Below are 22,227 nucleotides of genomic sequence, written 5' to 3' on the forward strand. Positions count from 1 at the left end.
CCCCGTGCGGGCCCGGCCCGGCCCCTTCTCCCCGGGTCGCCGACCCCCGTCCCGACCACCGACCGTCAACCCCCGACCACCACGCCGCCCCGCTCGCCTCCGTAGGAGGAGCCCCATGACCACCGACCAGGCCCTGTCCACCGCCCCCGGGCAGCCGGCTGCCGTCCTCAGCGCCCGCTCCGCCGGGCTCCGCTACGGCGCCCTCTTCGGGCCCGCCGTCTTCGGCGTCACCGCCGCCGGCGTCGCCCTGCCCGACGTCGCCATGGCCCTCGGCGCCACGCCCGCCACCGCCGCCTGGGTGCTGACCGCCCACGCCCTCGCCCTCGGCGTCGGCACCGCCCTCTTCGGGCGGCTCGCCGACTCCCGGGGCGTGCGCACCTCGCTGCTCGTCGGCTCGATCGTGCTCGCCGTCGGCACCGTCGTCTGTCTGCTCGCCCCGAACATCGGCGTCCTCGTCGCCGGCCGCTTCGTGCTCGCCACCGGATCCGGCGCCATGACCTCCGGCGCCCTCGCCCTGTCCGCCGCCGCGCCCCCGGCCGACCGGCCCAAGGTGCTCGGCGGATTCGGCGCCACCATGGCCGTCTTCTCCGCCAGCGCCACCCTCGCCGGCGGTGTCTTCACCCAGTGGATGACCTGGCGGATCGCGCTCGTCCTGCCCGCCCTGTCGCTGCTCGCCGTTCCGCTGTGCCTGCGCGCCGCCGCGGCCCGGGCCGGCAGCGGCCGCAAGCTCGACCTGCCCGGCGCCGTCCTGCTGACCGTCGCCGCCATGTCGTTCCTGCTCCTGATCCAGTCGTACGCGCTCGGCCTGTCCACCGGTGTCGTCATCGCCCTCGCCGCCGCGCTCGTGGTGTCCCTGGGCGGCCTGATCCAGCGGGTGCGCTCGACCGAGGGCGCGTTCGTGCCGCGCCGGCTCGTCGCCGACCGGGTGTTCCTGCGCGCCTCGCTGACCGGCGTCGGCGCCTACGCGGGTCTGTTCGCCGCCATGTACCTGGTGCCGCAGATCCTCGTCGGCGGCCACGGCTGGAGCGTCCTGGCCGTCGGGGCCTGGCTGCTGCCGGGCGCGGTCGTCGGCGCCGTCCTGTCCCGGTTCGCCGGCAGGTTCGCGGGCGGCAGCGCCGGGTCCGTGATGCTGAGCGTCATCGCCCTGGCGATGGCCGTGGTCCTCGCCCTGTCGGCCGCCGTGACCAACCCGACGCCGCTGCTGATCGGCGCCTCGCTCGGCTTCGCCGCCTTCGCCGTCACCCAGGTCATCACCACCGCCCTGATGTCCGCCCATGTCGAACCCGCCCTGCGCGGCGGCGCGATGGGCCTGCTCAACCTCACCTTCTTCGTCGGCGGAGGCGTCGGCAGCGCCACCGCCGGCGCGCTGGTCAAGTCGATGTCGATGACCGGCGTGCTCGCCGTCGTCGCGGTCTTCCCGCTGCTCGCCGCCGCCACCGCGCTCACCCTGCGCACCGGAAGCGGCCCCAAGAACTGACCCGGCGGGCCGGGCAAAGCCCCCGACCCGGCCCGCCGGGTCGCCGAGACCCGCTCGAAACAACACCAATACAGCCGCGATAGGCGCCGACCGAAGGATGAACAGCGTCGGCGCCTCTTCGCGTTGAAGGAGACCAGTACTCGCCATGACCGACACGGAATTCGACCTTCACATACGGAAGTCGATGGCCTGGCACTTCGGTGCGGACACCGGCTCCCCCTTCTGGCTCGCCAAGCGCGACAGCCTCGGCTTCGACCCCCTCACCGACATCACCGGCCTCGCCGACCTCACCCGTTTCCCCGACGTCAGCGCCGAACTGCGCACCGTGCCCGTCGGCGACCTCATCCCGCGGGCCCTGAAGGACCGGGTCTTCCGGGTGTACGACTCCGGCGGCACCACCGGCTCCCCCAAGCGGATCGTCGACAGCGCCGCCCGCGCCGAACTCCTCGTCTGGGCCCGCGAACGGCTCGTCGAGAGCGGGGTGCCCGCCGAGGGCGACTGGCTCCACCTCGGCCCCAGCGGCCCCCACGTCATCGGCTACGACGTGTCCCGCTACGCCGCCCTGTCCGGCGCGCTCTTCCACACCGTGGACCTCGACCCGCGCTGGGTGAAACGTCTCCTCGCCGACGGCCGCGAGGACGAGGCCGACGCCTACGTCCAGCACCTGCTCGACCAGGCCGAGACGATCCTCACCACCCAGAAGGTCGCCGTCCTCAGCTCCACCCCGCCGCTCCTGGAGGCCATCTGCGCCCGCCCCGGCCTCTACGAGCTGGTGCGCTCCCAGGTGAGGGCCGTCATCTGGGCCGGCACCTCCATCAGCGCCGAGAACCTGCGCATGCTGGACCAGGAGTTCTTCCCCGACGCCGCCGTCGTCGGCGTCTACGGCAACAGCCTCATGGGCGTGGCCCCCCAGCGCCCGGCCGCCCCCGGCGACAGTCACCCCTGCGTCTTCGAGCCGTACCCGGCGACCACCCGCCTCGAACTCGTCGACGACGAGGGCCGTCCCGTGGCGTACGGGGAGCGCGGCCGGGTCCGGCTGCACCTGGTCGCGGAGGAGATGTTCCTGCCCAACGTCCTGGAGCGGGACAGCGCGATCCGGATCGCCCCGCGCCCCGGCTCGCCCGTGGACGGCCTCGCCGACGTCCAGACGTACCGGGCCATCGACGACGTCCGCGTCATCGAGGGGGTCTACTGATGGCCGACGGCACCCCGCTCACGATCGACCCGCTGGTCTGCGGCCGCACCCTCACCAGCTCCGACCGCACCCGGCTGCCCGACGTCCGCGGCGGCGACCTCGCCGACGTCGGCGCCGCGCCCCGGCTCATGGCGCTGGCGGCACTGCGCGAGCTGCGCGCCCACGCCGACGGCCGCCCGGTGGGCCAGGACGTCTTCGACAAGGCCGCGGAGCTCTTCGAGCACGCCGTCCTGGAGGGCGAGTCGCCCGAGGAGTACGCGGCCCGCGTCTCGTACGCCACCGGCCTCACCGCCGCCGCCGTCGCCCAGTCCGTCCGCGACCTCGTCGACGAGCTGCGCGAACTGACCGAGACGACCGCCGCCGAACTGCCCGGCAGCCGCTTCGGCCCGGCCGCCGGGACGCGGCGGGGCCCCCACTCCGGCTCCGGCTTCACCACCCGCTGGGTGCCGCGCGGCCGGGTCTTCGCCGCCGTCATGGCGAGCAACCACCCCACCCCCAGCGTCACCTGGGCCCAGGCCCTCTTCCACGGCTACAGCGTCGCCGTGAAGCCCGGCAGCCGCGACCCGTTCACCCCGCTGCGCCTCGCCCGCGCGCTGCTCGCCGCCGGACTGCCCGCGCACAAGCTGGCGTTCCTGCCCGCCTCGCACCAGACGGGCGAGTTCCTCCTCAGGGAGGCCGACCGGGGCATCGTGTACGGAGGCGACAGTGCCGTACGGCGCTGGCAGGGCGACGAGTCCGTCGCCGTACGCGGTCCCGGCCGCACCAAGGCCCTGCTGGACGCCGAGCCGGACGACGCCGTCATCGGGCATCTGGCGCTGTCCGCCTCCTTCGACGGCGGCACCCGCTGCACCAACCTGTCGGCCGTCCTCACCACCCGCCCGGTGGACGTGGTCGCGGACGCGCTCGCCCGCCGGCTCGCCGCGCTGCCGAGCGTGCCCGCCACCACGCCCGGGGCGACCCTGCTGGTCGCCGACCGCGAGCGGGCCGAGCGGATCCGCCGCCAGGTGGACGAGCTGCGCACGGCCGCCGGGGTGACCGACCACAGCGCCCGCTTCGACCCGGCGGCGGCCGGGACCCTCGTCGAGCTGGCCGACGGCTCGCTGCTCCCGCGCCCGCTCGTGCTCTCCGTGGACCGGGCCGACCATCCGGCGGTCGGCACCGAACTGCCCTTCCCCTTCGTGGTCGTCGCCCCCTGGACGGCCGCCGACGGGGTGGCCCCGCTGCGCGCGTCCCTCGTCCTGAACCTCCTCACGGACGACGAGGAACTCCTCGACGCGGCCGTGCGCGAGCCGACCGTCCGCAAGGTCACGCGCGGGACGGTGCTGCCGTGGACGGCGGTCCCCGGCATCCCGCACGACGACAACTACACCCAGTTCCTGCTGGAGCCGAAGGGCGTCGTGGCCGCCGCCTGACCGCCCTCCCCCGTACCCCCGTACCCCCAGGAAGGAAGCCACCGTGTCCATCAAGCGACGCGACATGGTCAAGCTCACCGCCGGCGCGGCCCTCGCCGCCTCCGCCGCCGCGGTCCCGTTCGCCACCGGTGCCGTCGGCGCCGAGGACGCCGATGCCGCTGCCGCTCCCGTGGCCGACGGCGACTACGCCGAGACGTACCAGGGCCGCACCATCCGGGTCGCGTCCGCCGCGGCCGGCGGCGGCGTCTTCATCGACGGGCGTCCGCTGCACCTCATGAAGTTCGCCGAGGACGCCTACCTCAGCTCCCTGTGCCACTACGAGATGGCGCCGACCCCGCTGGTCGCCGCCCGCCGCGCCGTCGAGGAGCTCCGTGGCGCGCAGCTGCTCCCGAACGTCCACGGCGCCCACGTCATGGACGCCACGACGACCGCCTGACCCGCCGCCCGCCCGAGAGGGAGCTCCGCCATGGTGCACGTCCGCAAGAACCACCTCGACATGACCCGCGAGGAGAAGCGAAGGTTCGTCCACGCCGTCAAGGAGATCAAGCGGAGAGGGATCTACGACCGCTTCGTCGACCTGCACATACGCGTCAACTCGCAGGACTACCTGGACAAGGTGACCGGCAAGCGGCTCGGCCACATCAACCCCGGCTTCCTGCCCTGGCACCGCCAGTACCTGCTGCGCTTCGAGCGGGAGCTGCAGAAGGTCGACCCGCGGGTCACCCTGCCGTACTGGGACTGGACCACCGACCACGGCGAGGACTCCCCGCTGTGGGCCGACACCTTCATGGGCGGCAACGGGCGCCCCGGCGACCGGCGGGTGATGACGGGCCCGTTCGCCCGTGACAACGGCTGGGTCCTCAACATCAGCGTCGTCCCGGTCGGCGACGAGCACCCGGCCCTGAACGGCAACTACACCCACGACGACCGGGACTACCTGGTCCGGGACATGGGCACCCTGACCGACAAGCTGCCCACGCCGAAGGAGCTGGACGACACCCTCGCCCTGAAGGTGTACGACTCGGCGCCCTTCAACCACACCTCCGGCAGCGAGCCGCCGTACGCGAGCTTCCGCAACCACCTGGAGGGCTACACCAAGTTCGCCTGGGAGGAGGCCGCGGGCAAGCTGCACGCGGCCGGCCACGTGTGGGTCGGCGGCCACATGATGTACATCGGCTCGCCCAACGACCCGGTGTTCTTCCTCAACCACTGCATGATCGACCGCTGTTGGGCGCTGTGGCAGGAATGGAACCCGGAGGTCCCGCACTACCTGCCGCTGGAGCCGACGACGGACGTGCCGGACATCGACACGCCGCTGGGGCCGTGGCACACGATGACGCCGCGGGACCTGATCGACCACACGAAGTGGTACCGGTACGACAAGTGACACCCGGCAGGCGCCGGATCGCGGAACTCCTCGGAGGCCGCGGTCCGGCGCCTTTCGTTTCTCTCCGAAAACAATCCCGCCCCGCTCTGGAGGTACTCGTGCCCGCCCGAAGACACGCCTCGCTGACCGTCCTCGCCCTGTGCTGGGCGGCGGTCTTCTTCGACGGCTTCGACGTCATGGTGTACGGCGCCGGACTGCCGTACATGCTGGACGACACCTCGTTCGGCCTCGACGCGCGGACCGCCGGCACCATCGGCAGCTGGACCACCCTCGGCATGCTGCTCGGCGCCCTCGGCTGCGGCAGCCTCACCGACGGCCTGGGCCGCCGCCCGGTCCTCGTCGGCTGCGTCCTCGCCTTCTCCGTCGGCTCCGGTGTGTGCGCGGTGGCCGGTTCGGTCGGCGTCTTCGGCGCCGGGCGGTTCCTCACCGGCATCGGCCTGGGCGGGCTCATCCCCGTCTGCCTGGCCGTCGTCGCCGAGTTCACCCCCGCCGCCCGGGTGCCGCTGGCCACCGGCATCCTGATGTCGGCGTACCACGCGGGCGGCATGACCGCGACGGGCGTGGGCCTGTGGCTGGCGCCCGGCCACGGCTGGCGCTGGGCCTTCGCCGCCGGCGTGCTGCCCGCCGTCGTCGCCGTACCGCTGCTGCTGCGCTTCCTGCCCGAGTCCCCCGGCGTGCTCTGGGCCACGGGGCGGCGGCGGAAGGCGGCGGAGACCGCCCTCGCGTACGGACTGCCCGACCCGGCGGCCGGTCCGGGAGGTGCCGGTCCGGGCGGGGCGGCGCGCGGCGGGGCGGAGCCGGGACGGTCCGGCGGCCGACTGCGGGCCGTGGCCGCGCTCGTCGGACGGGAGCACCGCGCCGCCACGCTGCTGCTGTGGCTGGCCTCCGCCTGCGGGCTGATGCTCGTGTACGGGCTGAGCACCTGGCTCCCGCAGCTGATGCGGGCCTCCGGATACGGGCTCGGCTCCTCCGTCGGCTTCCTGATGGCCGTCAACGCGGGCGGCATCGCCGGCATGCTGCTGGCCGGCTGGGTCGCCTCCCGGTTCGGCGCCGTGCCGGTGGCCGGGACCTGGTTCGCGCTGACCTCGGTGTCGCTGCTGCTGCTCTCGGTGCGGATGCCGGTCCCCGTCACGTACGTCCTCGTCACCGTCACCGGGACCTGGCTCTACAGCGCCTCGACGATGGTCTACGCGGTGGCCGGCGGCTTCTACCCGGCGGCGCTGCGCGCCCCGGGGCTCGGCTGGGTGGCGGGGGTGGGCCGGCTCGGAGCGGTCCTTTCGCCGTGGCTCGGCGGCTTCCTGCTCTCCCGCGGCCACGGCGCCTGGGGCTTCCCCGTGTTCGCGGCGGCCGGGGTGGTCGGCGCCGTGGCGGTGGTGCTGAGCCGGCTGGTGCGGCGCGGGCCGGTGCCGGACGGTGCGCCGGGGGCCCGGGAGGCCGGGCGGGCAGCGCGTACCGCCTGAACCGCCCCGGCCGTGCCACCCGCGAGGGGTGGCACGGCCGGGGGCACTGCGGAGGAGGACCTACTTCTCCAGGCAGAACTCGTCGATCGGGTAGCCGACGTGACGGTCCTCGCTGGGCAGGTATCCCAGCACGACGTCGCCCGGCTTCAGCTCCGTGCTGTTGAGGACGACGCCGCCCGGGCCGAGGACCCGCACGTGCCAGTCGTCCTGGAGGATCAGGTTCACCCGCTGCCCGTTGGGCGCCTCGGCGTCGATGGAGATCAGCGGGCGGGACTCGATCTTGACCCGGCCGACGGTGACCAGGCGCGTGTTGCCCTTCACGTCCACCGCGGTGACCTTGCTGCCGGCCTTGAGCTCGCTGAGGTAGTTGGTGCGCTCGTCCTTGCCCAGCGTGTACGAGTGGATGGCGCCGGCGTTCACGCGGAACGGGCGGGTCGGCATGTACGGCAGCGGGTGGGTCTCGCTGACGCACAGGATCATGCCCTTGGAGTGCGAGCCGACCAGGATGCCCTCGTCCTCGCGGAAGTGGGTGCAGGTGTCGACGCAGGCGCGCTCGCCCATGCCGATGTGGGCGGTCTCCACGATCCGCAGCTCGGTGAGGTTGAGGTTCGGGACGTCGGCATCGGCGGCCCGCTTGAGGGCGGCGGTGTCGCCGACCTTCGCCGGGGCCATCATGACGCCGTCCGAGCCGTGCTCCAGGACGCCGAAGATGATCTCGGCCTCCTCCACGTCACGCGCCACGGTGATGAGCGAGCCGGTGGCGCGGGCCGCCGCCGCGATGACGATCTCCAGCGGGATCTTGGTGGGGTCGCGGAACAGCAGCACGCTCCACTTCTCCGTACGCGCCGACTCGCAGGCGTCCTCCAGGGTCGGCGCGTCGACGATCTCGACGAACCGGCCGACCTCCACCTCCGGGTGGCGCAGGGCGAGTTCGGCCGGCGTCACACCGTGCCCGGCGGGGTCGACGATGACGACGGTCGCGTCGCCGAAGTCCTCCGGCAGCGGCTTGCCCTGCGGGAAGAGGACCTTGGTGACGGTCGGCGGCAGGTCCTTGAGGTGCTCCACGTCGTCGGCGACGACGGCCTCCACACGGTGGTGCAGCGCCTCCTGGAGGATCGCCTCGCGGGCCTCGCCGAGCGAACGGATGTCGAGCCAGCTGATCTTCACGGAACTCTCCTGATCTGTCGGATTCTCTAGCGGGCCGCGGCGGCGGAGTCGGCGGTGCGCCGTCCGTGCACGAGGTCGGAAAGCTTGTCGGTGAGGGCGCCGGGGTTCGGGGCCTGGAAGACGTTGCGGCCCATGGCGATGCCGGCGGCGCCGCCGCTGAGGGCCTCCTCGACGTACGCGAGGGTGGCGGCCTCGTCGTCGTTGCGGGGGCCGCCGGTGACGATGACCGGGACGGCGGCGGTGGCGGTGACGTCCCGCATCGCGGCCACGGAGCCCACGTAGGGGCTCTTGACGACGTCGGCGCCCAGATCGGCGGCGAGCTGGATGGCGTGGGCGACCAGCGCGGGGTCGCGCGGGTTGTCGATCTTCGGCCCGCGCGGGTACATCATCGCGAGCAGCGGAACGTTCCAGCGGTCGCAGGCGTCGCCCACCGCCGCCAGGTCCGCGATCTGCTCGCGCTCCTCGTCGGCGCCCAGGTTGACGTGGACGCTGACCGCGTCGGCGCCGAGCCGCAGCGCCTCCTCGACGCCGGCGACCAGGTACTTGGCGTTCGGGTCGGGGGCGTGCACGGTGCTGGCGCTCAGGTGCACGATCAGGGAGGTGTGGGCGAACCACTCGGGGTCGATGCGCCGCAGCGCGCCCTTGTGCAGGACGACGGCGTCCACGTGGTGGCGGGCCAGTTCGCCGACGAGCGCGCCGACCCGGCTGCCCCCGGTCACGGGGCCGTCGGTGACGGAGTGGTCGAGCGGCACGACGAGGAGCCGGTCCGGTGCGTGGCGGTACAGCCGCCGCAGCCGTAAGCGGCGGGCGAAGGACAACTGGTCGGTCATCGGTTCTCCCAGGGGGCAGGGGGCGGGGGCCAGGGGCGGGTCGGGCCGGGTGAGCGTCTGAGGGGCCGGATTCCGGGGGCAGGGCCGGGCTGGTCAGGGCCGGGCTGGTCAGGTGCGGGTGGCGAGGGTCAGCGGGCTGTCGTCGGGCGAGCCGTCGAGTTCGAACTCGGTGTGGAGCAGCCGGACCGCCCGGCCCGCCTCGGTGCGCGGCACGGTCACCGAGATCCGCAGCTGCGAGGCGGAGAACGCGCCCGCGGGGATCCCCCGGTCGGTGAGCGCGGACAGCATCCGGGCCGCGTACTGGGGGCGGCTGAGCAGGCCCTTGCCGACGATCGACACCTTGGCCACGGTGTCGTCCACGGTGAGCGCGTCGGCGCCGTCGGCGGCGTGCGCGGCCAGGAACTCCCGTACCGCCGCGACCCGGGTGTGCGGCACGGTCAGGCCGATGGTGTGGCCGCCGCCGCGCTCCTCGTGGACGGACGTCATGTCGGCCGGGACGGCCTCCTTGCCGAGCGCGCGGAAGACCGTGAGCGCCGGGTTCTCCGCCGTGCCCGCGGTGCGGACGGTGACCCGTGCCGCGTCCTGGTCGTGTACGACCGCCATGACGGCGGCCTGGGTCTCGAGCATCGTCTCTCCGTCGGTCGCGTGGATTCCGTTCGAGGGGTCGATCGAGAGGTCTGTCGAGGAGTGGTGGGCCGTCGCCGTCGCGTGGATACGGGTGCCGACCTCGGCGGCCGCGGAGTGCCCGACGTGGATGTCCAGGCCGCACAGCGCGGCCAGTTCGACCGCGCGCGAGTGCATGACCTTGGCGCCGGCGAAGGCCATCTCCGCCATGACGTCCATGTCGAGCCGGGGCATCAGACGGGCGGTGGGGACCAGGCGCGGGTCGGCGGTGAGGACGCCCGGGACGTCGGTGTAGATCTCGCAGTGGCTGGCGCCCAGTTCGGCGGCGGCGGCCACGGCGGTGGTGTCCGAGCCGCCGCGCCCCAGGGTGATGACGTCGCCGTCGGCGCCGACGCCCTGGAAGCCGGCGAGGACGACGACCCGGCCGGCGTCCAAGAGGCGCTCGGCGCGCTCGGTGTCGATGGCGACGATGACGCCCGAGCCCGGCGGCCCGGAGGCCAGGATCCCGGTGCGGTCGCCGGCGAGGGCGGTCGCCGGGGTGCCGAGGCGCTGCAGGGCCATCGCCATGAGCGCCGCGGAGGCCGCCTCGCCGGTGGCGAGGAGCTGGTCGAGCTCGCGGCCGTCGGCGTCGGGGTTGATCTCCGCGGCGGTGCGGAGGAGGTGGTCGGTGGTCTTGCCCTGCGCGGAGACCACGACGGCGACGCGGCGGCCGGAGGCGGCGACCCGGGCGACCCTGCGGGCCACCCGGCGCACGTGTCCGGTGGTCGCGAGCGAGCTTCCGCCGAACTTCTGCACCACCGTGCCGCGCGTGCGCTCCTCGCCAAGGGTTGCCATCTGTCCCCCGCTCGTCGGTCTCGGTCAACTGGTGACGAGCCAACCGGAGGGCCGTATCGGGGCGCGTATCGCGTGGGCTACCCGCTCCGCATCGGGACCGCATCGGAGCGTGACGGTGGGAAAAAACAGTTGAGCGAGGGAGAAGCGGTTCTTAGGGTGGGGGCACACGCGAAAGGAGGTGATCCGAAAAAATGGTTTCTTTTCGGACTCGTGAGGTGACTGCGGGCTAAGGCCTGCCGTCGCACTCTTGTGCACCTCGGCAGGCCCTCTGCCGACACCAACGCAGTCACCCGACCCGTGGGCCGCCGGTCAGTCCGGCCGGCTCCCGTCCGGACCTAGGCGGACGGGACCCAGGCCCACGGGTCGTCTGCGTTCCCCAGGCAAGAAGCGCGAGAGGCGCGAGAAGGCTTACGGGGACAGCCGCTCGACCCGCCAGGAGCCGTCGCCCTCGCGCACGTACCGCAGCCGGTCGTGCAGCCGGTTCTCGTGTCCCTGCCAGAACTCCACGGTGTCCGGTACGACCCGGACGCCGCCCCACTCCGGCGGCACCGGCACCTGCTCGCCCTGCGGGTAGCGGGCGGCCAGCTCCTCGTAGCGGGCGAGCAGCTCGGCCCGCGACGCGATCACCGAGGACTGCCGGCTCGCCCAGGCGCCCAGCTGGGAGCCGTGCGGGCGGGTGCGGAAGTACGCCACGGTCTCGTCCCGTCCGGTGCGCGCCGCGCGGCCCGTGACGATCACCTGGCGGGCCAGCGGGTGCCAGGGGAAGAGCAGCGAGACGTACGGGTTGGCGTCCAGCTCCCGGCCCTTGCGGGAGTGGTAGTTGGTGAAGAACACGAATCCGGCCTCGTCGTAGTGCTTGAGCAGCACGGTGCGGGAGGACGGGCGGCCGTCGGGGGTGGCGGTGGAGACGACCATCGCGTTCGGCTCGTGGATCGCCGGGTTGGCGGCGGTCTCCTTGAACCAGCGCGCGAACTGTTCGACGGGTTCGGGTGCGAGGTCCGCCACGTCGAGCTCCATGGTGCGGTACTGCTCGCGCATGTCGGCGGGATCGAGAGCGTCATCGAGAGCGTCGGTCACGTGGCCATCCTGCCGTAGCCGCCCAGTCTGCCCGCCACCGCGTTCCGCTAATCCTTCGTCGCCGGAACGGCGCACTGTGCCGGATGTCACCTTTCCCCGCATCATCGGAACCGTACAGACTCATCCGCTGGATCACTGTTCCGTTCCGCCAACCGGCCGCCGGGATGATTGATCATCGATCGCATCGACGTATCGATCACACCGGCGTCACGCCACATCGCGCAGAGGAGCCGCCTCATGTCTGACTTCGTACCCGGACTCGAAGGAGTCGTCGCGTTCGAGACGGAGATCGCCGAGCCCGACAAGGAGGGCGGCGCCCTCCGCTACCGCGGGGTCGACATCGAGGACCTGGTCGGTCACGTCTCCTTCGGCAACGTCTGGGGCCTGCTCGTCGACGGCGCCTTCAACCCGGGCCTGCCGGCCGCCGAGCCGTTCCCCATCCCGGTGCACTCCGGTGACATCCGCGTCGACGTCCAGTCCGCGCTCGCCATGCTCGCGCCGGTCTGGGGCCTCAAACCGCTCCTGGACATCTCCGCCGAGCAGGCCCGCGACGACCTCGCCCGCGCCGCCGTCATGGCCCTGTCGTACGTCGCCCAGTCGGCGCGCGGCCAGGGCCTGCCGATGGTGCCGCAGAGCGAGATCGACAAGGCGGAGACGGTCGTCGAGCGGTTCATGGTCCGCTGGCGCGGCGAGCCGGACCCGAAGCACGTCAAGGCCGTCGACGCCTACTGGACCTCGGCCGCCGAGCACGGCATGAACGCCTCCACCTTCACCGCCCGCGTCATCGCCTCCACCGGCGCCGACGTGGCCGCCGCCCTGTCCGGCGCCGTCGGCGCCATGTCCGGCCCGCTGCACGGCGGCGCCCCGTCCCGGGTGCTCGGCATGATCGAGGAGATCGAGCGCACCGGCGACGCCACGGCCTACGTGAAGCAGGCCCTCGACAAGGGCGAGCGGCTCATGGGCTTCGGCCACCGCGTCTACCGCGCCGAGGACCCGCGCGCCCGCGTCCTGCGCCGCACGGCCAAGGAGCTCGCGGCGCCCCGCTTCGAGGTCGCCGAGGCGCTGGAGAAGGCCGCCCTGGAGGAGCTGCACAACCGCCGCCCGGACCGGGTCCTGGCGACGAACGTGGAGTTCTGGGCCGCGATCGTCCTCGACTTCGCCGAGGTCCCGGCGCACATGTTCACCTCGATGTTCACCTGCGCCCGCACGGCCGGCTGGTCGGCGCACATCCTGGAGCAGAAGCGCACCGGCCGCCTGGTCCGCCCGTCCGCGCGCTACGTGGGCCCGGGCCAGCGCGACCCGCGCGAGATCGAGGGCTACGCCGACATCGCCGGCTGACCCGCCGCCGTGAGCAGGTCCGCGTGGTGGCGGGCCGCCGCGAGCGGGTGGGCGCGGAGCTTGCCCTTCAGCTCGTTCCGGCCGTACTCGGCGAACAGCGGGTTCGCCGGGTCGGCCGTGACGCCGGGCGCGGCGGCGGCGTACGGGAACTCCAGCGGGCGGATCCGGGCGTCGAGCCGGGGGTTGTAGAAGAACGGCACGGAGTACCGTTCCGTCGCCCCCGGCGGCGACACCACGCGGTGCTTGGTGGCGACGAGGTAGCCGTTGGTCGCCACCTCCAGGAGCTCGCCCAGGTTCACCACGAACGCGCCCGGCAGCGGCGGCACGTCGTGGAAGACCCCGTCCTCCCGCTCCACCTGCAGGCCGCCCACCTGGTCCTGGAGCAGCAGCGTGAGGAACCCGTAGTCCTTGTGCGCGCCGACGCCCTGGTCGTCGCCCTCGTCGCCGCTGCTGCCCGGGTAGCGGACCAGCTTCAGGTGCGGGTGGGCGCGCGGGCCGAAGACGTCGTCGTAGAAGTCGGGCCGGGCGCCGATCGAGGCGAGCAGCTCGTGCAGCAGCCGCTCGGCGACCCCGGAGAGCCGCTCGATCCAGTTCAGCGCGGCGAGCCGCAGCTCCGGCAGGGCCTCGGGCCACTGGTTCGGGCCCTGCAGCCACCAGTACGGCGGCTCCCCGGGCCCGGGGACGTGCGCGGGCCGCTCGGCCCCGATGTCCAACTGGTCCCGCCAGTCCCGCGCCCCGCCGGTCCGCTCGTCACCGACGCGGGTGTAGCCGCGGAAGTGGGGCGAGTTCGTGGTGTCCAGGGCGAGCCGCTCGGCCTCCGGCAGCGCGAAGAAGGCCCGCATGGCGCGGTTGAGCGCCCGCGTGTCGGCCTCGGTGACGCCGTGCCCGACGAGCTGGAAGAAGCCCACGTCATGGGCGGCGGAGTGGAGCTGCGCGTGCAGCAGACGACGGGCCTGGGGGCCCCGTCCGGCGGCGGCGAGGTCGACGATGGGCAGCTGGGAGGCGTACGACGGGTACGGCGAGGGATGGCTCATGGCGTGCGTCCGCGAAGAGGTACGAGAAGGGGCCGGGCGACGGGGTCAGAGACGACCCGTACACCCCGAGCTCGCGACGCGGAGCAGATCCACGTGGCGGCGACGTACGAGCGCAGGCATGCGACCAGCGTACTGCGGGGCCTCCGGCGCCGCCCCGGCGCGCGCGCTCCTCGGCCGGCGGCTCGCCGAGCGGCCCTCAGCCCGCGCCTCGCCGAGCGACCCCCACCCTCAGCCCAGCGTCCGGGCGCGCCACCCTCAGCCCAGCGTCCCGGCGCGCGCCGCCCTCAGCCCAGCGCCTCGTCGAGCAGCCGCGCCCACTGGTCCACCACCCGCTCGCGGCGGGCCCGGTCGTCGGTGAGGAGGGTCGCGAGGCCGAGGCCACGGGCCATGTCGAGCAGGCCCTGCACGGACTCGCGGACGCCCGGCCGGGACTCGTCCGCGCCGAGCAGTTCGACGGCGATGCGATGCGACTCGCGGCCCACCCGGGCCTCCAGCTCCGTGACGCGGGGGCGCAGCTGCTCCTCGTTCGAGGCGGCCACCCACAGGTGGAGGGCGGCGCGGAAGAGCGGGCCGGTGTAGAGGTCGACGAGGGCCGCGACGACCGAGCGGCGGTCCTGCGTGGGCAGGGTGCGCAGGGCCTGGGAGCGTTCCTCGGCGACGTACTCGACGGCCGCCGTGAACAGGTCCTCGCGGGTGGGGAAGTGGTGCTGGGCCGCACCGCGCGAGACCCCGGCCCGCTCGGCGACCACGGCGACGGTGGAGCCCGCCCAGCCGTGCTCGGCCAGGCAGGCCACCGCCGCCTCCAGGAGCCGCTGCCGGGTGGCGCGGCTCCTGTCCTGCTTGGGGCCGGCCTTGGCGGGTGTCGCACCGGTCGGGCCGGCCTTGGCGCCGCCGCTCCCGGGGCCGTCCTGGAGGCCGCTTCCGGCGCCGTCCCGGGGGCCGGTCACGTCCGCCATGTCACATCCGCCATGCTGGGTCCCGTCGTTCGAGGAAGGCCGTCATCCCTTCGCGTGCCTCGGCCGAGGCGAACAGCGAGGCGGACAACTGGACCAGTTCCTCCGCGTCGCGCTCGAAGGCTGCCAGGACTCTAGCCGTGACCAGGCGCTTCGCCTCGCGCAGCCCCTGCGGGGAGGCCGCGCGCAGCCCGTCGAGGACCCCGGGCAGCTCGTCCGCGCCGGCCGTGACCAGCCCCATCGCGCGGGCCTCCGGCACGCCGAAGCGCTCCCCCGTCAGGTAGTAGCGGGCCGCCGCCCGGGGTTCCAGCTTCGGCAGCAGGGTCAGCGAGATCACGGCGGGCGCGACCCCGATCCGTACCTCCGTGAGCGCGAAGTCGGAGCCGTCCGCCGCGAGCACCACGTCGCACGCCCCGAGCAGCCCGAGCCCGCCGGCCCGGGCGTGGCCGGAGACGAGGCCCACCACCGGTTTCGGCAGCTCGACGATCTGCCGGAGCAGGTCGACGAAGGCGTACGGCCCGGGCGGTGCCTTCAGGTCGGCGCCGGCGCTGAACGTGCTGCCGGTGTGGGCGAGCACCACCGCCCGTACCGCCGGGTCCTTGGCGCAGGCGGTGAGCGCCTCGGCGAGCTCGGTGACGAGCGGCGCCGACAGGGCGTTGCGGTTGGCCGGCGAGTCGAGGGTCAGGGTGGTGATCCCGCGCTCGTGGGCGGTGGCGACGAGGCTCGTGCGCGGGGTCGCGTGCGGGGTCGTGTGCGGACTCGTGTGCGGACTCGTGTGCGGGCTCATGTGCGGTCCCTCAGTTCTCGGCGCAGGATCTTGCCCGACGCCGCTCGGGGCACGGTGTCGATGAACTCCACCTGCCGGATCTTCTTGTACGGGGCGACGCGCTCGGCGACGTACGTCATGACCTCCTCGGCGGTGAGCCCGGCCGCGGCCGGCTGGCGCACCACGAACGCCTTCGGGACCTCGGCCCCCTCGGCGTCCCGTACGCCGATGACGGCCGCGTCGGCGACGCCCTCGTGGGTGAGGAGCAGGGCCTCCAGCTCGGCCGGGGCGACCTGGAAGCCCTTGTACTTGATGAGCTCCTTGACCCGGTCGACGACGAACAGCCAGCCGTCCTCGTCGACCCGCCCGATGTCGCCGGTGTGCAGCCAGCCGTCGGCGTCGACCATGGCGGCGGTGGCCTCGGGCCGGCCGAGGTAGCCCTTCATGACCTGCGGGCCGCGGATGGCGATCTCGCCCTCCTCGCCGGGGGCCGCGTCCTTCGCCGGGTCGTCCAGGGAGACCAGCCGCATCTCGGTGGAGGGCAGCAGCTTGCCGACCGTGCCCGGCGGCGGGTTCCGGGCGTCGAGCGGCACCAGGTGGGTCGCCGGGGAGAGTTCGGTCATCCCGTACGCCTGGAGGATCGGCGGCAGGCCGAGGCGGGCCGAGCACGCCTCGGCGAGCGCCGCGTCCAGCGGGGCGGCCGAACAGACGATGTACCGCAGCGACGACAGGTCGTAGGCGGCGACCGACGGGTGCTTGGCGAGCGCGAGGACGATCGGCGGCGCCACGTACAGGGCGGTGATGCGGTGCTTCTCGATGGCGGCGAGGAAGCCGTCGAGCTCGAAGCGGGGCAGGACGACGACGGTGGCGCCGCGCCGCAGCGGGGCGTTCATCAGCGCCGTCAGGCCGTAGACGTGGAAGAAGGGCAGCACGGCGAGGATGCGGTCGCCGGGGCCCATCGGCATCAGCGGTTCGAGCTGGGCGAGGTTGGTGGCGATGGAGGCGTGGGTGAGCATCACGCCCTTGGGGATTCCGGTGGTGCCGGAGGAGTACGGGAGGGCGGCGAGGTCCGTGGCCGGGTCGATGTCCGGTGCGGGGCCGGGCCCGGTCGGGCCGAGGAAGGTCTGGAGCGAGCGGACGCCGTCCCCCTCGGGGCCGGCCGGCGGCTGGTCGCAGACGAATATCTCCCGCACCCCTCCCGCGCGTTCGGCGGCGGCGCGGGCGGTCGCGAGCAGCGGTGACACGGTGACGATCCAACGGGCGGAGGAGTCGCGCAGCTGCCGGGCGAACTCCTCGGGCGTGGCCAGCGGGTGCACGGTGGTGACGGCCGCACCGGCGCGCGTGGCGGCGTAGAAGGCGACCGGGAACAGCACGGTGTTGGGGCTGTGCAGGGCGAGGACGTCGCCCTTGCGGACGCCCGCTTCGGCGAGTCGGGCGGCGACCCGCCGGTGGAAGGCGTCGACCTGCCCGTACGAGAGGGTGAGCGCCCCCTCCCCGCCGGTGCCGTCGATCAGGGCCGGGGCGTCCCCGCGTTCGGCGGCGCCGCCGAGGACGGCGTCGTGGATGGGCAGGGAGACCACCGGAACATCCGCGAACTCGCTCTGAAACACCATGCGTGCGTGCCCCCTGACTCTGGGTGGTTGGTGGCGACAGGATGGCTTGTGCGGGTGCGACTTGGGGAGACCTTGGCAGCAGCCGGAGAAACAAGCAAGCACGCATGCATGGTTTACGGAATTGCCTGGCGACGGCGTGTGGGCGAGGGCTACGATCACCGCGATGACGACTCATTCTCCGAACAGATGGGGGGTCCCGTCCGCGCAAGGTGAGTGCTGATGGCCACTCAGTCCTTCGTCGCGAACGGCGTATCCCGTTCCCGTTTCCGTTTCCCCTCCCGTTCCCTTTCCGGCTCCTCCCACTCCCGCCTCTCGTTCTGGCCGCGTGTGCGCGCGTTCGCCGTGCCGGCCGGCATGATCGAGACGGCGACCGCCCGGCGCCTCGCCGGTGACTGGGCGGGTGCGTGCGCCGCCGCGGGCTTCGACGTCGACCTCGACCTCGCCGCTCTCGCACGGGCCCGGGGTGCGGACCTCGCCGCCCGGGTGCGCTCCGACCTGCGGCACCTGGCGCCCGACCTGTTGCGCTGGCACCTGCCCAGGGTCGCCCCCGACGGGCTCCTCCGGCCCGGTCTCACCGTCCCGCTCGCCCGGTACGACGCGGTGCACCTGGTGGTGCGCACGGCGCCGGCCTGGGCGGACGGCGGGCAGCGGCTCAGCCTGGCGCTGTGGGACGGCACGCCCGCGTTCACGCCGACGGGCCCGCATCCGCATCCACGGCCCAGCCGGCGCTTCCGCTTCGACCTGCACCGACACCTGTGGGACGCGCGCCGGACCGGCGAACTGCGGTCCAGGTCGGGCGCGGACCGGGCGCCGTCCGCCGGTCTCGACCCCACCTGGTCCGATCCGGAGGAACCGACCGGCCCCGAGGGGCTGCCCGGGGCCTCCTTCGGGCTGTCCGGTCCGAAGGGGCCGGCCGGGCTCCTCGGCGGGCCGGCCGGGCCCGCCGGGCTGCGCCCCGCCGTCGGCCGGTGGGCGGACGAGGCCGCGATCGTGCTCCGGGCCGAGGGCCGGTCGCAGGGGGCCGTGGCCGTACGGGCCGGAGGCCGGCGCCTCGTGCTCGAACTCGGACCGGACCGGGGCGACGACGGCAATGCCGCCGACGTCGGCAACAGCCCCAACCCCCGCACCGGCGTGCGGATCACCGCGGCGCCCCGGAGCGGCGCCGCTCTGCCCCTGCTGCCCGACGCGGCGACCTGGATCCCGCCCGACCTGGAGCTGCTCCGGGCCGGCGCGATCGAGCCCGGCCGGCTCCACCCGCTGGTCGCCGCCGCCCTCGTACCGGGACACGAACCGGCTCCGGGCCCGGCGCCCCACGATCCGGGGCGGCCCCGGATCGTCGAGTGCCGTGGGTCCCTGCACCGGATCGGCTTGGTCGACGGTGTCCTGTCCCCGCTGGACCACGAGCCCGCCGAGATCCGGCGGGAGGAACTCCTGGCCGCCCTGTCCGGACCCCCGCTGCCGTGCCTGCGGGCCATCGACGAGGCGCACCGGCACCCCGAGTGCCTCAGCGGCGTCCGCGAGCGCCTGGACCACGGGGACACCGCCGGAGCCCTTGCCGTCGTCGAGGGCCTGCTCGGGCCCGGGGCGGTGCTGCGCGGCGGCGCCCTGCGGGACGCCCTGGAGGCGGCGGCGGAGCGGCGGATCGCGTACGGGCTGTACCGGGCGGGTCTGAGCGGGCCCGCGCGCCCGATCCCACCGGGGCGTCCCCGCCCCAGGGATCACCGCACACGTCCGCGCCTCGCCGAATCCGCCGCCCCGGTGCCGGTCCGCTGCTGACCGAGCACCGCCCCGGCCCGTCCCCGCGCCGCACACCTACCGCCGTACCCCGCCCGCCATGCCCGCGGTCACGGCCGCCCGGCCCCCACGTCCTCCTTCCGCCCCACCCAGCCACAGGTGACCCTTATGACCACATATGCCCCTGACTCCGCCCCCCGGCCCCCTGCCGCCTCCGGGCTCGATGTCGCCGCCGCTCTGCTCGCCCTGCTCCGTGACACCACCACCGAACCCCGGCCGAACCCGCAGCTCGAAGCCCTGACCCTGGCCGTGGCCGCGGATCTGCCGGTCCTGCTGTGGGGCGAGCCGGGCATCGGCAAGACCGCCGCCCTGACCCAGCTCGCCGAGTCCCTCGACCTGCCGCTGACCACGGTGATCGCCAGCGTGCACGAACCGTCGGACTTCTCCGGCCTGCCCGTCCTCGGCGACGACCCGGCGGAACAGGGCGTGCCACTGGCCCCGCCGGACTGGGCCGTGCGTCTCGTACGGGCCGGCCGCGGGCTGCTGTTCCTGGACGAGCTGTCCACCGCCACCCCGGCCGTCCAGGCCGCCCTGCTGCGTCTCGTACTGGAACGGCGGATCGGGTCGCTCCGGCTCCCGCCCGAGGTACGGATCGTGGCCGCGGCCAACCCGCGCGCCTCGGCCGCGGACGGCTGGGAGCTGAGCGCGCCGCTGGCCAACCGGTTCGTGCACCTCCAGTGGACCCACGACCACGAGGTGGTGGTCCGCGGCCTCGGCGGCACCTGGCCCCGGGCCACGCTCCCGCGGCTCGACCCGGACGCACTGCCGAAGGCCGTGGACGTCGCCCGCCGCGCGGTGTGCGGACTCCTCACGGCCCGGCCCGCGCTCGTGCACCGGCTGCCGGGCAACGAGAGCCTGCGGGGCGGTGCCTGGCCGTCGCCCCGCAGCTGGGACATGGCCCTGTCCCTGATCGCCTTCGCCACCGCCGCCGGTTCCTCCCGGGACGTGCTCGCGCTGCTCGTCCGGGGAACGGTGGGCGACGGCCCCGGGCTCGAACTGCTCGCCTGCCTCGACCGGATGGACCTGCCCGACCCCGAGCTGCTGCTCTCCGATCCCCGGAACGCGGAGCTGCCCGAGCGGGGCGACCGCCGCCAGGCCGCCCTCGAAGGAGTGGTGGAGGCCGTCAAGTCCCGCCCGGACCGGGAGCGCTGGGACGCCGCCTGGGTGCTGCTCGTCCGCGCGCTGGAGACGGGGGCGCCGGACCTGGTGGTCGTGCCGGCCACCACCCTGGCCGCGCTGCGGCGGGAGGAGTGGGACGTCCCGGCGGAGATCGAGCGGCTGGCCGGCGCCGTGTCGCTGTCCCGGCGGACGGACCGCTCGGTGGCACGGGCGAAGGCCGCGAGCGGCACCGGGACAGGGACGGGCCGATGAGCGACCCCGTGACCGGCGCGGTGCGCGGCCCGGTGGGGGCAACGACGGGACTCGACCGCGAGAAGCTGTTCGCCGCGCGCCTCCACGCCGTACGCGTACGGCCGTATCTGGCGACCGCGCTGTTCGCCCTGCACGTCGTCGAGTCGCGGCGGGTGCCGACGATGGCCGTCGACCGGCACTGGCGGTGCTACGTCTCGCCCGGCTTCGTGGCCCGCACACCGGTCGAGGAGCTGGCCGGCGTGTGGGTGCACGAGGTGTCCCACCTGCTGCGGGACCACCACGGCCGCGGCGACCGGGTGGTCCGCGAGCGCGGTCTCACCGGGGCGGGCGAGCGGTTGCGGATCAACATCGCCGCGGACTGCGAGATCAACGACGACGTGTACGGCGACGGTCTCGTACGGCCCGAGGGCGCGGTGCTGCCGGAGACGCTGGGGTTGCCGGCGGGCGATCTGATGGAGGACTACCTGCGGCAGTTCCGGCTGGGGCCGTGGCTGCCGGACACGGCGGCGTGGCTGGACTGCGGCAGCGGCGCCGACGGCCTGGAGCGCGACTGGGACCTCGGCCCGGACGGCGCGCACGGACTGAGCGAGCAGGAACAGGACGCGGTCCGGTTCCGGGTCGCCCAGGGCATCACCGGCGCCCCGGGCAGCACGCCGCGCGGCTGGCGGCGCTGGGCGGAGGAGGCGTTCCATCCGCCGCAGCCGTGGCGGCGGCTGCTCGGCGCGGCACTGCGTTCGGCCGCCTCCGGAGCCGGCGCGGGCCAGGACCACAGCTTCGGGCGCCCGTCGCGCCGCCAGGTGGCCCTGCCCGGCACCGTGCTGCCGAGCCTGCGCCGCAGGCCGCCCCGGGTGTCGGTGATCATCGACACCTCGGGCTCGGTCAGCGACGCCGAGCTCGGCAGTGCCCTCCTGGAGGTGGCGGCGATCTCCCGTGCCGTCGGCGGCCGCCGTGACCTCGTGCGGGTGCTGCCCTGCGACGCGTCGGCCGGCGTGGTCCATCCGCTGTGCGCGGTGGAGGGCATCCCGCTGCTCGGCGGGGGCGGCACGGACCTGCGCACCGGCTTCGCGACCGCCCTGCGCGTGCCGCCCCGCCCCGACGTGATCGTCGTCCTCACCGACGGCCAGACGCCCTGGCCGTCCCGCCCGCCGTGCCGCACCGTCGTCGGCCTGTTCCCCCGCCTCGGCCCGGCCCGGCGGGTGAACGAGGACAACCCCGACTACACCCCGAAGGGCCCGCCGGACTGGGCCCGGGTGGTCCGCATCGGATGACGACGGGCCGGTGTGACGAAACGCTGCTACGCCCAGGCCGGGGCGGGCTGGTCCTTGTCGGACGGGAGCCAGACGCCCATGGTCGTCGGGTCGAGCGGGATCGAGATGTGCTCGTGCGTGATGGCCCAGGCCCCGGCGCCGGTCCCGCCCTCCGAGCGGCGCAGGCAGACGCTCTCCCGTACCCAGATCGACGCCTGGAGACCACCCTTGCGCTCCCCGGAGTCCAGGTGGAGCATGTGCGCGAACGCGGTGTCCTCGCCGGCCACGAGGGTGAGGTCGTGCGTTTCCAGGCCGATGGGGCCGACGTATCCGTCGAACCAGCGCAGGAAGTTGCGGCGGATCTCGTCGGCGCCGGTGAACCGCAGCGGAGGGACGACGTCGTAGTAGACGGCGTCGGGGGCGTAGAAGGACATGAGCCGGTCGATGTCCTTCTCCTGCTGGGCCTCGGCGCGGGCCGCCAGGAGCGCCCGGATCTCGGTCTCGTGGGTCGTCCGCGCGGTCATCGTGTACTCCTTCGGTGGGGGTGCTTCCGTGCCGGTACGACGACACGGCCCGCCGGAATGTGAGGCGGAAGGCCAGGCGGGGCGCCGGCCTCACATTCCGGGGCGCCGATCCGTCAGAGAGGTG

General features: G+C 74.2%; 20 protein-coding genes. 10 read left to right on the forward strand and 10 right to left on the reverse strand.

The genetic code is table 11. The annotated features are described in order from the left end of the window. The first annotated feature begins 115 nt into the window (after positions 1-115). The 6 genes from ABTZ91_RS01060 (at position 116) to ABTZ91_RS01085 (ending at position 6,931) form a co-directional block, all read left to right on the forward strand. Positions 116-1,477 carry an MFS transporter gene (locus ABTZ91_RS01060; RefSeq protein ID WP_352074973.1) on the forward strand — a complete coding sequence of 454 codons (1,362 nt, stop codon included), beginning with the start codon at positions 116-118 and terminating at the stop codon, positions 1,475-1,477. 145 nt (positions 1,478-1,622) lie between these two features. Next, entirely contained in the window at positions 1,623-2,672 is a 1,050-nt protein-coding gene (locus ABTZ91_RS01065; RefSeq protein ID WP_352074974.1) for a phenazine biosynthesis protein, read from the forward strand. Then, complete coding sequence (locus ABTZ91_RS01070) at positions 2,672-4,084, forward strand: aldehyde dehydrogenase family protein (protein ID WP_352074975.1); 1,413 nt, start codon at positions 2,672-2,674, stop codon at positions 4,082-4,084. The genes ABTZ91_RS01065 and ABTZ91_RS01070 overlap by 1 nt, the downstream gene beginning before the upstream one ends. A 43-nt stretch (positions 4,085-4,127) precedes the next feature. Beyond that, complete coding sequence (locus ABTZ91_RS01075) at positions 4,128-4,520, forward strand: tyrosinase family oxidase copper chaperone (RefSeq protein ID WP_352074976.1); 393 nt, start codon at positions 4,128-4,130, stop codon at positions 4,518-4,520. A gap of 30 nt (positions 4,521-4,550) precedes the next feature. Next, positions 4,551-5,471, forward strand: a complete 921-nt coding sequence (griF, locus tag ABTZ91_RS01080) for a grixazone synthase (protein WP_352074977.1) — start codon at positions 4,551-4,553, stop codon at positions 5,469-5,471. A 98-nt stretch (positions 5,472-5,569) separates the two neighbouring features. Further along, entirely contained in the window at positions 5,570-6,931 is a 1,362-nt protein-coding gene (locus tag ABTZ91_RS01085; RefSeq protein ID WP_352074978.1) for an MFS transporter, read from the forward strand. A gap of 60 nt (positions 6,932-6,991) precedes the next feature. Here ABTZ91_RS01085 and griH read toward each other — a convergent pair whose 3' ends face one another. The 4 genes from griH to pdxH form a co-directional block, all read right to left on the reverse strand. Further along, a complete protein-coding gene (gene griH, locus ABTZ91_RS01090; protein WP_352074979.1) occupies positions 6,992-8,098 on the reverse strand; it encodes a 3-amino-4-hydroxybenzoic acid synthase in 1,107 nt (368 codons plus the stop codon). Between the two features lie 26 nt (positions 8,099-8,124). Next, a complete protein-coding gene (locus tag ABTZ91_RS01095; protein ID WP_352074980.1) occupies positions 8,125-8,928 on the reverse strand; it encodes a 2-amino-3,7-dideoxy-D-threo-hept-6-ulosonate synthase in 804 nt (267 codons plus the stop codon). A 108-nt stretch (positions 8,929-9,036) separates the two neighbouring features. Continuing rightward, complete coding sequence (locus ABTZ91_RS01100; protein WP_352074981.1) at positions 9,037-10,386, reverse strand: aspartate kinase; 1,350 nt, start codon at positions 10,384-10,386, stop codon at positions 9,037-9,039. A 408-nt stretch (positions 10,387-10,794) separates the two neighbouring features. Next, positions 10,795-11,424 carry a pyridoxamine 5'-phosphate oxidase gene (pdxH, locus tag ABTZ91_RS01105; RefSeq protein ID WP_352075273.1) on the reverse strand — a complete coding sequence of 210 codons (630 nt, stop codon included), beginning with the start codon at positions 11,422-11,424 and terminating at the stop codon, positions 10,795-10,797. A 276-nt stretch (positions 11,425-11,700) separates the two neighbouring features. On the opposite strand from pdxH, the gene ABTZ91_RS01110 reads away from it, so the two are divergent. Next, a complete protein-coding gene (locus tag ABTZ91_RS01110) occupies positions 11,701-12,801 on the forward strand; it encodes a citrate synthase 2 (protein WP_345486466.1) in 1,101 nt (366 codons plus the stop codon). On the opposite strand, the gene ABTZ91_RS01115 is transcribed toward ABTZ91_RS01110, so the two are convergent. The 5 genes from ABTZ91_RS01115 to ABTZ91_RS01135 all read right to left on the reverse strand — a co-directional run bounded on the left by ABTZ91_RS01115 (position 12,780) and on the right by ABTZ91_RS01135 (position 17,167). Beyond that, positions 12,780-13,835, reverse strand: a complete 1,056-nt coding sequence (locus ABTZ91_RS01115) for a 2-oxoglutarate and iron-dependent oxygenase domain-containing protein (RefSeq protein WP_352074982.1) — start codon at positions 13,833-13,835, stop codon at positions 12,780-12,782. The genes ABTZ91_RS01110 and ABTZ91_RS01115 overlap by 22 nt on opposite strands. 45 nt (positions 13,836-13,880) lie before the next feature. Beyond that, positions 13,881-13,955: a putative leader peptide gene (locus tag ABTZ91_RS01120; RefSeq protein ID WP_352075274.1), complete on the reverse strand. Its 75-nt coding sequence runs from the start codon at positions 13,953-13,955 to the stop codon at positions 13,881-13,883. 164 nt (positions 13,956-14,119) lie between these two features. Next, entirely contained in the window at positions 14,120-14,791 is a 672-nt protein-coding gene (locus ABTZ91_RS01125; RefSeq protein WP_352074983.1) for a TetR/AcrR family transcriptional regulator, read from the reverse strand. Between the two features lies 1 nt (position 14,792). Then, on the reverse strand, positions 14,793-15,575 hold the full coding sequence (locus ABTZ91_RS01130) for an enoyl-CoA hydratase family protein (protein WP_352074984.1): 783 nt from the start codon (positions 15,573-15,575) through the stop codon (positions 14,793-14,795). After that, positions 15,572-17,167, reverse strand: coding sequence for a 4-coumarate--CoA ligase family protein (locus ABTZ91_RS01135; RefSeq protein WP_352074985.1), 1,596 nt, complete (start codon positions 17,165-17,167; stop codon positions 15,572-15,574). Before ABTZ91_RS01135 ends, ABTZ91_RS01130 begins: the two co-directional genes overlap by 4 nt. A gap of 354 nt (positions 17,168-17,521) precedes the next feature. Here ABTZ91_RS01135 and ABTZ91_RS01140 point away from each other — a divergent pair, with 354 nt between their 5' ends. From ABTZ91_RS01140 to ABTZ91_RS01150, 3 genes are all read left to right on the forward strand, one after another. Next, positions 17,522-18,943: a hypothetical protein gene (locus ABTZ91_RS01140; RefSeq protein ID WP_352075275.1), complete on the forward strand. Its 1,422-nt coding sequence runs from the start codon at positions 17,522-17,524 to the stop codon at positions 18,941-18,943. 126 nt (positions 18,944-19,069) lie between these two features. Beyond that, positions 19,070-20,332, forward strand: coding sequence for an AAA family ATPase (locus ABTZ91_RS01145; protein WP_352074986.1), 1,263 nt, complete (start codon positions 19,070-19,072; stop codon positions 20,330-20,332). After that, entirely contained in the window at positions 20,329-21,600 is a 1,272-nt protein-coding gene (locus ABTZ91_RS01150) for a DUF2201 family putative metallopeptidase (protein ID WP_352074987.1), read from the forward strand. The genes ABTZ91_RS01145 and ABTZ91_RS01150 overlap by 4 nt, the downstream gene beginning before the upstream one ends. Positions 21,601-21,626: 26 nt before the next feature. Here the strand turns inward: ABTZ91_RS01150 and ABTZ91_RS01155 are convergent, their stop codons facing one another. Further along, positions 21,627-22,103, reverse strand: coding sequence for a nuclear transport factor 2 family protein (locus tag ABTZ91_RS01155; RefSeq protein ID WP_352074988.1), 477 nt, complete (start codon positions 22,101-22,103; stop codon positions 21,627-21,629). Between the last annotated feature and the right edge of the window lie 124 nt (positions 22,104-22,227).

Source organism: Streptomyces sp. NPDC126499 (assembly GCF_040302485.1).
Classification (GTDB): Bacteria; Actinomycetota; Actinomycetes; order Streptomycetales; family Streptomycetaceae; genus Streptomyces.